The following is an 8367-nucleotide window of genomic DNA, read 5'->3' as shown; positions in this document are numbered from 1 at the left end:
CTTCGAGGTCGCGCCGTCCGCCTTCTACTTCAACACCGCGGCCGTGATCGACGCCCACGGCACCTTCCTCGGCTGGTACCGCAAGAACCACATCCCCACGGTCAAGGGCTTCTGGGAGCATTCCTACTTCCAGCCGGACACCGTCCGCTCACCCGTCTTCCACACCGCCGTGGCCCAGCTCGGCGGCTACATCTGCTACCACCGCAAACTCCCGCAGGGCTGGCGTCACCTCCGCCCCACCGCCGCCCCGCCCGCCCCCCCCCCGCCCCCCCGCCCCCCCGCGCCCCCCCCCCCCCCCCCCCCCCCCCCCCGCACCCGCCGCAACCCCCGTGGTGCCCGGTTCGCCGGGGCCGCCGACGAGCCCGCGGTGTCGCCGGAGCCGCAGGCCGAGCCGGTGGACGCGGGGGCCGGGCGGGAGGTCGCGGAGACGGTCGAGACGCTGGTGCGGCTGCGCGCGCAGGGACGCAGCGGTGAGGCGCACGCGCTGCTCGTCGAGGCCGCCTACTGGCCCGCCGCCCGTTTCCCGCGGCTGGCCGGCGAGCTCCAGCGCGCCGGGCTCGGGCACGACTGGGCGACCCTGCTCTGGGAGGCCGCCTCGCTGCCCGCCGAGCGGCTGGTCGCCGCGGCGGACGCGCTGGTCGAGGCCGGGCGCGGCGGCGACGGGGAGCAGATCCTGCGGCAGGGCGTGGCCCGGCCCGCCGAGGAGATCGGCGCCGCCGTGCTGGGGCTGGTCGCCGAGGGCCGCCGCCGCGAGGTGCGCGCGCTGCTCGACGCCTACGTCCGTGTCCGTACCCCCGAGGAAGCGGCCCGCAGCGCCGCCCCCGGCCCGCAGACCCTCGTACCGCTGCTGCTGGAGGCCGCCCGGGCTGTCTCGCAGGAGCGCCACTGGGACCTCGTCCACGCACTGCGGGTCGCGGGCTTCACCACCTGACGGGTACGGCCGATCACCCACGAGAGTGTGAAACGTGATCGACTCCGCGGGTTAACGACGATGGTCTTGGCAAGGCTCCCGGAGAGGCTTACTTTCGACCCTCTACGGCCTTTGTCTACGGGCGTAGAGGCTCTGAGGTCCCGTCGAAGGAGCAGCTCATGGCCAACGTCGTACGTGCCGCTCTGGTCCAGGCCACCTGGACCGGCGACACCGAGTCCATGGTGGCGAAACACGAGGAGCACGCCCGGGAGGCGGCCCGGCAGGGCGCGAGGATCATCGGGTTCCAGGAAGTGTTCAACGCCCCCTACTTCTGTCAGGTCCAGGAGCCGGAGCACTACCGCTGGGCCGAGCCGGTGCCGGACGGACCGACCGTGGTTCGTATGCAGGAGCTCGCCCGCGAGACCGGCATGGTGATCGTCGTACCGGTCTTCGAGGTCGAGCAGTCCGGCTTCTACTACAACACCGCGGCCGTGATCGACGCCGACGGCACCTTCCTCGGCAAGTACCGCAAGCACCACATCCCCCAGGTCAAGGGCTTCTGGGAGAAGTACTACTTCAAGCCGGGCAACGTCGGCTGGCCCGTCTTCGACACCGCCGTGGGCAAGGTCGGCGTCTACATCTGCTACGACCGCCACTTCCCGGAGGGCTGGCGGCAACTCGGGCTCAACGGAGCCCAGCTGGTCTACAACCCGTCGGCCACCCACCGCGGGCTCTCCTCCTACCTCTGGCGCCTGGAACAGCCCGCCGCGGCCGTCGCCAACGAGTACTACATCGCCGCGATCAACCGGGTCGGCGTCGAGGAGTACGGCGACAACGACTTCTACGGCACCTCGTACTTCGTGGACCCGCGCGGCCAGTTCGTGGGGGACACCGCCAGCGACAAGGTGGAGGAACTTCTCGTCCGGGACCTCGACTTCGACCTCATCGAAGAGGTACGGCAGCAGTGGGCCTTCTACCGGGACCGACGGCCCGACGCCTACGAAGGGCTGGTGCAGCCGTGACCGACAAGGACCTGCTGGGCCGCCACCGCGCCGTGCTGCCCGACTGGCTCGCCCTCTACTACCGGGACCCGCTGGAGATCACCCACGGCGAGGGCCGTCACGTCTGGGACGCCGCGGGCAACAAGTACCTCGACTTCTTCGGCGGCATCCTGACGACGATGACCGCCCACGCGCTGCCCGAGGTGACGAAGGCGGTGAGCGAGCAGGCCGGGCGGATCATCCACTCGTCCACGCTCTACCTCAACCGGCCGATGGTCGAACTCGCCGAGCGCGTCGCCCAGTTGTCCGGCATCCCGGACGCCCGCGTCTTCTTCACCACCTCCGGCACCGAGGCCAACGACACCGCCCTGATGCTCGCGACGACGTACCGCCGCAGCAACACGATCCTCGCGATGCGCAACAGCTACCACGGCCGCTCCTTCAGCGCGGTCGGCATCACCGGCAACCGAGGCTGGTCCCCGACCTCGCTGTCCCCGCTCCAGACGCTGTACGTCCACGGAGGCGTGCGGACCCGCGGCCCGTACGCCTCGCTCGGCGACGACGAGTTCATCGCGGCCTGCGTCGACGACCTGACCGACCTGCTCGGCCACACCCGCCCGCCCGCCGCCCTGATCGCCGAGCCCATCCAGGGCGTCGGCGGCTTCACCTCACCCCCGGACGGGCTGTACGCGGCCTTCCGCGAGGTGCTCGCCGAGCGCGGCATCCTGTGGATCGCCGACGAGGTGCAGACCGGCTGGGGCCGCACCGGCGACCACTTCTGGGGCTGGCAGGCGCACGCCTCCTCCGGGCCGCCCGACATCCTCACCTTCGCCAAGGGCATCGGCAACGGCATGTCCATCGGCGGGGTCGTGGCCCGCGCCGAGATCATGAACTGCCTGGACGCCAACAGCATCTCCACCTTCGGCGGCACCCAGGTCACCATGGCGGCCGGCCTCGCCAATCTGTCGTACCTCCTGGAACACGACCTCCAGGGCAACGCCCGGCGCGTCGGCGGGCTGCTCATCGAACGGCTGCGGGCCGTCGCCGCGCAGACCCCCGGCGTACGGGAGGTGCGCGGGCGCGGGCTGATGATCGGCATCGAGCTCGTCAAGCCCGGCACCGACCAGGCCGACCCGGACGCCGCGTCCGCCGTGATGGAGGCGGCCCGCGAGGGCGGGCTGCTGCTCGGCAAGGGCGGCGGCCACAACACCAGCGCCCTGCGGGTCGCGCCACCCCTGTCCCTCACCGTCGCGGAGGCCGAGGAGGGCGCCGCGATCCTCGAGAACGCTCTGAGGAGCATCCAGTAGCAGTACGGAGCAAGGGAACCACCGCCATGACCACCACCTTGGACCATCTGGAACCGGCCCTGTCCGTACGCCAGGTCCTCACCCTGGAACGGGTCCTCGCCGGGGAGCCCGAGGTGGTGGCCGGCGCGGCCCAGCTCGACCGGGCCGTGCGCTGGGTGCATGTCGCCGAGGCACCCGACGTCGGCGTCATGCTCACCGGCGGGGAGATGGTCCTCACCACCGGGGTGCTGCTCGCGGGCGACGAGGGCGCGCAGGCCGAGTACATCCAGTCCCTGCACCGCGCGGAGGCGGCCGCGGTCGTCCTGGGCCTGGGACGGGCGTTCCCGGCCCCGCCGGACGTGATGCGGCGGGCGGCCGAGCGGTGCGGGCTGCCCATGGTCGTCCTGCACCGGCCCTTCCCCTTCGCCGAGCTGACGGAGGAGGTGCAGTCCCGGCTGGTCCGGCGGAAGTTCGCCGCCGTCAGCCTCTCCGAGGCCGTACGCACCAGTCTCACCGGGCTCATCACCGCGGGCGCCCCGCTGCAACGGCTGCTCGACGACGTCGCCCAGCACAGCGCCTGTCCGGTCGTCGTCACCAACCTCGCCCATCGTGTCCTCGCCACGGCGGGGGAGCGGCCGGCCGTGGACGACGTGCTGCGGGACTGGGAGCGCATCGCCCGCCAGGCCGGCGGCAGCGAGGGGGACGGCTGGATCAGGGCCGAGCTGGGCGGACGCGGGGAACGCTGGGGCCAGATCCTGCTGTGCGGATACCGCGGGGACACCGCCACCGGGCGGCTGCTCGCCGACCGGGCCGCCGAGGCCCTCGTGCTGCACCGCATGCTCGCCGGGAACTCCGCCCACACCTGGGAGGAGCAGTCCGCGCAGAGCCTGCTGACCGACCTGGTGAGCGGGGTCGTACCGGCGAGGCAGCTGCTGCCGCGGGCGCGGGCCGCCGGACTGCCCGTCAACCGGCGGACATTCGTGCCGCTGGTCGTACGGGACGGTGACCCGGCCGAACTCGACCGCGTGCTGCGCCTGTTGGGCCTGTCCGGAATCGTCGCCGAACTCGCCGACGGGGCGACCGCCGTGCTGCTGAGCCTGGCCCGGGACCAGGACGCCTCGGTCCTGACGGCGAACTTCGCGGCCCGGCTGCCCCAGACCGTGGTGGCCGCGGCCGATCCCCGTACGGCCTGGGACGACGTCCCCGCCGGGATGCGCGAGGCCCAGCACGTCGCGGACGCCGTCGCCTCCGGAATCCTCGACCTCCCGGCTGTCGTACGCCTCAAGGACGTCCATCTGCGCGGTCTGATACGGCTGTTGCGCGACGACCCGCAGGTGCAGTCCTTCGCGGAGCGGGAACTGGACGGGCTGCTGTGCGACACGGGCTCCGGGGACGGACTGCTCGCCGTCCTGCGGACGTATCTCGCCACCGGTCGCAACAAGTCCCGCACCGCCCAGCTCCACCACGTCTCCCGGCCCGCGCTGTACCGCCGGCTGGAAGCGATTCAGGGGCGGCTCGGCGTCGACCTCGACGACTTCGAGCAGGCCGCATCGGTGCACATCGCGCTCCTCGCGCACGACGCGCAACAGGGCTGAAACATGCCACGACCTGGGAAAACGGCGGTGAAACATGGGTCCACGAGAGGGTGACACCGTGGCACGCCGAACGTCCTCAGACGTGACACCGTGCAACTCAAAGCCTGCTTTCGGACTTTCTAGCCTTCTCGCACACCTAGCGACCGGAGGTCCCGATGAGCAGAGTGATTCGCGCCGCCCTTTTCCAGACCGCGTGGACGGGCGACAAGGAATCGATGATCCAGGTACACGAGCAGGCGGCCCGCGACGCGGCCGCGCAGGGTGCTCAGGTCCTGTGCTTCCAGGAGCTGTTCTACGGGCCGTACTTCTGCCAGGTCCAGGACAAGGCGTTCTACGAGTACGCCGAGCAGATCCCGGACGGGCCGATCGTCAAGCGATTCCAGGCGCTGGCCAAGGAGTTGGGCATCGTCCTCGTCCTGCCGATGTACGAGGAGGAGCAGCCCGGCGTCCTCTACAACACCGCCGCCGTGATCGACGCGGACGGCTCGTACCTCGGCAAGTACCGCAAGCACCACATCCCCCAAGTCCCGGGATTCTGGGAGAAGTTCTACTTCCGCCCCGGCAACCTGGGCTGGCCGATCTTCGACACCAAGGTCGGGAGGATCGGCGTCTACATCTGCTACGACCGCCACTTCCCGGAGGGCTGGCGGGCGTTGGGCCTCGCGGGCGCCGAGATCGTCTTCAACCCGTCGGCCACCTCCCGTGGTCTCTCCGCCTACCTGTGGCAGCTGGAGCAGCCCGCGGCGGCCGTCGCCAACGAGTACTTCGTCGGCGCGATCAACCGGGTCGGCGTCGAGGAGCTCGGCGACAACGACTTCTACGGGACGACGTACTTCGTCGACCCCGAGGCCCAGTTCGTGGGCGAGGTGGCGAGCGACAAGGAGACCGAACTGGTGGTCCGCGACCTGGACCTGGCCAAGCTGCGGGAGGTCCGGGACCGCTGGCAGTTCTTCCGGGACCGCCGTCCCGACGCCTACTCCCCGCTGACCGCACCCTGACCGAACCAACCACCCTGGCAGGAGAGGGAACATGAGCAGCCGTACCGTCATCCGCGGTGGTCTCGTCATCACCGCGTCCGACGAGATCCACGCCGACGTGCTGATCGAGGACGGCCGCATCGCCGCCCTCGCCGCCTCGGGCACACCGGTGGCCGAATCGTTCACCGCCGACCGGACCATCGACGCCACCGGGAAGTACGTCATCCCCGGTGGCGTCGACGCCCACACCCACATGGAGCTGCCGTTCGGCGGCACCTTCGCCTCCGACACCTTCGAGACCGGCACCCGGGCGGCCGCCTGGGGCGGTACGACGACCATCGTCGACTTCGCCGTGCAGAGCGTCGGCCACTCCCTGCGCGAAGGCCTGGACGCCTGGCACGCCAAGGCGGAGGGCAACTGCGCGATCGACTACGCCTTCCACATGATCGTCTCCGATGTGAACCAGGAGACGCTCAAGGAGATGGACCTGCTGGTGGAGGAGGGCGTCACCTCCTTCAAGCAGTTCATGGCCTATCCCGGGGTCTTCTACTCCGACGACGGCCAGATCCTGCGCGCCATGCAGCGCTCCGCCGAGAACGGCGGACTGATCATGATGCACGCCGAGAACGGCATCGCGATCGACGTGCTGGTGGAGCAGGCGCTGGCGCGCGGTGAGACCGACCCGCGCTACCACGGGGAGGTCCGCAAGGGACTCCTGGAGGCCGAGGCCACCCACCGTGCCATCAAGCTCGCCCAGGTCGCGGGCGCCCCGCTGTACGTCGTGCACGTCTCGGCCATGGAGGCAGTGGCCGAGCTGGCGCGGGCGCGCGACGAGGGGCTCAACGTGTTCGGCGAGACCTGCCCGCAGTACCTGTTCCTGTCGACAGACAACCTCGCGGAACCGGACTTCGAGGGCTCCAAGTACGTGTGCAGTACTCCGCTGAGGCCCAAGGAGCACCAGGCCAAGCTCTGGCAGGGGCTGCGGACCAACGACCTCCAGGTCGTCTCCACCGACCACTGCCCCTTCTGCTTCGTGGGTCAGAAGGAGCTCGGCCGCGGCGACTTCTCGAAGATCCCCAACGGTCTGCCGGGCGTCGAGAACCGCATGGACCTGCTCCACCAGGCCGTCGTCGACGGGCACATCAGCCGCCGCCGCTGGATCGAGATCGCCTGCGCCACCCCGGCCCGTATGTTCGGCATGTACCCCAAGAAGGGCACCATCGCCCCGGGCGCCGACGCCGACGTCGTCATCTACGACCCGCACGCGGAGCAGATCATCTCCGCCGAGACGCACCACATGAACGTCGACTACTCGGCGTACGAGGGCAAGCGCCTCACGGGCCGCGTCGAGACGGTCCTCTCGCGCGGCGAACTCGTCATCACCGAGCGGGAGTACACCGGGCACGCCGGGCACGGCGTCTACACCCCCCGCTCCACCTGTCAGTACCTCACCTAGGAGTGGCGCACATGGACTTCGGACTCGTCCTGCAGACCGACCCGCCGGCCTCGAAGGTCGTCAGCCTGATGAAGCGGGCCGAGCGCAACGGCTTCACCTATGGCTGGACCTTCGACTCCGCCGTGCTCTGGCAGGAACCGTTCGTGATCTACAGTCAGATCCTCGCGAACACCTCCAAGCTGACGGTCGGCCCCATGGTCACCAACCCGGGCACCCGCACCTGGGAGGTCACCGCCTCCACCTTCGCCACCCTCAACGACATGTTCGGCAACCGCACGGTCTGCGGCATCGGACGCGGCGACTCCGCGATGCGCGTCGCGGGCCGTACCCCGAACACCCTCGCCCGCATCAGCGAGGCCATGAAGGTCATCAAGGCGCTCGGCTCCGGTCAGGAGGCCGACCTCGGCGGCACGGTCATCAAGTTCCCTTGGATCAAGGAGGACGCCGAACTCCCCGTCTGGATGGCCGCGTACGGCCCCAAGGCGCTGAAGATGACCGGCGAGGAGGCCGACGGGTTCATCCTCCAGCTCGCCGACCTCTACCTCACCGAGTACATGGTCAAGGCCGTCAAGGACGCGGCCGTCGCCGCCGGGCGCGACCCCTCCGAGGTCAAGATCTGCGTCGCCGCCCCCGCGTACGTCACCGAGGACGACTCGCCCGAGGCGCTCGCCCACGCCCGGGAGCAGTGCCGCTGGTTCGGCGGGATGGTCGGCAACCACGTGGCCGACCTGGTGTCGAAGTACGGCTCGGGCGGCGGCATGGTCCCGCAGGAACTCACCGACTACATCAAGGCCCGCGAGGGGTACGACTACTCCCACCACGGCCGCTCCGACAACCCCGACACCGCGTTCGTGCCCGACGAGATCGTCGACCGGTTCTGCATCATCGGCCCCGTCGAGAAGCACATCGAGAAGCTCAACGCCCTGCGCGAGCTCGGCGTCGACCAGTTCGCCGTCTACGACATGCACGACGCGCAGGAGACCGTCATCGACGCCTACGGCTCGAAGGTGATCCCCGCCGTCAACGCCTGACCCCCGCAGTCCCGTTCCACCCGACCCCCCCCACCCGTCCCTTATACACATCTCCGAGCCCCCGACCCACCTGACCCCCTAGCATCCCGTCTTCCGCCTGACAAAAAAAAA

7 protein-coding genes are annotated in these 8367 nt (G+C 70.2%); all 7 read left to right on the top strand.

Annotated features, from left to right (window positions below; translation table 11 throughout):
- On the top strand, window positions 1-931 hold a 931-nt coding region (locus tag HLK59_RS45760), incomplete at its 5' end, for a nitrilase-related carbon-nitrogen hydrolase (RefSeq protein WP_277349584.1).
- 158 nt (window positions 932-1089) lie between these two features.
- The gene (locus HLK59_RS45755; RefSeq protein ID WP_171147597.1) at window positions 1090-1932 is read left to right on the top strand and encodes a nitrilase-related carbon-nitrogen hydrolase; all 843 of its coding nucleotides are present in this window, start codon (window positions 1090-1092) and stop codon (window positions 1930-1932) included.
- Entirely contained in the window at window positions 1929-3218 is a 1290-nt protein-coding gene (locus HLK59_RS45750; RefSeq protein WP_171147596.1) for an aspartate aminotransferase family protein, read from the top strand. The genes HLK59_RS45755 and HLK59_RS45750 overlap by 4 nt, the downstream gene beginning before the upstream one ends.
- Before the next feature lie 26 nt (window positions 3219-3244).
- On the top strand, window positions 3245-4792 hold the full coding sequence (locus tag HLK59_RS45745; RefSeq protein ID WP_171147595.1) for a PucR family transcriptional regulator: 1548 nt from the start codon (window positions 3245-3247) through the stop codon (window positions 4790-4792).
- A gap of 155 nt (window positions 4793-4947) precedes the next feature.
- Window positions 4948-5790 (top strand): nitrilase-related carbon-nitrogen hydrolase, encoded by an 843-nt coding sequence (locus HLK59_RS45740; protein WP_171147594.1) that lies wholly within the window; start codon window positions 4948-4950, stop codon window positions 5788-5790.
- A gap of 31 nt (window positions 5791-5821) precedes the next feature.
- On the top strand, window positions 5822-7225 hold the full coding sequence (hydA, locus tag HLK59_RS45735) for a dihydropyrimidinase (RefSeq protein WP_171147593.1): 1404 nt from the start codon (window positions 5822-5824) through the stop codon (window positions 7223-7225).
- 11 nt (window positions 7226-7236) lie between these two features.
- Window positions 7237-8256: a TIGR03842 family LLM class F420-dependent oxidoreductase gene (locus HLK59_RS45730; protein WP_171147592.1), complete on the top strand. Its 1020-nt coding sequence runs from the start codon at window positions 7237-7239 to the stop codon at window positions 8254-8256.
- The last annotated feature ends 111 nt before the right edge of the window (window positions 8257-8367 follow it).

It is taken from the genome of Streptomyces sp. S3(2020) (assembly GCF_013044505.1).
Lineage (GTDB): Bacteria > Actinomycetota > Actinomycetes > Streptomycetales > Streptomycetaceae > Streptomyces.
The sequence above is the reverse complement of the archived record's forward strand: the minus strand, read 5'-3'. Positions and strand labels throughout refer to the sequence as shown.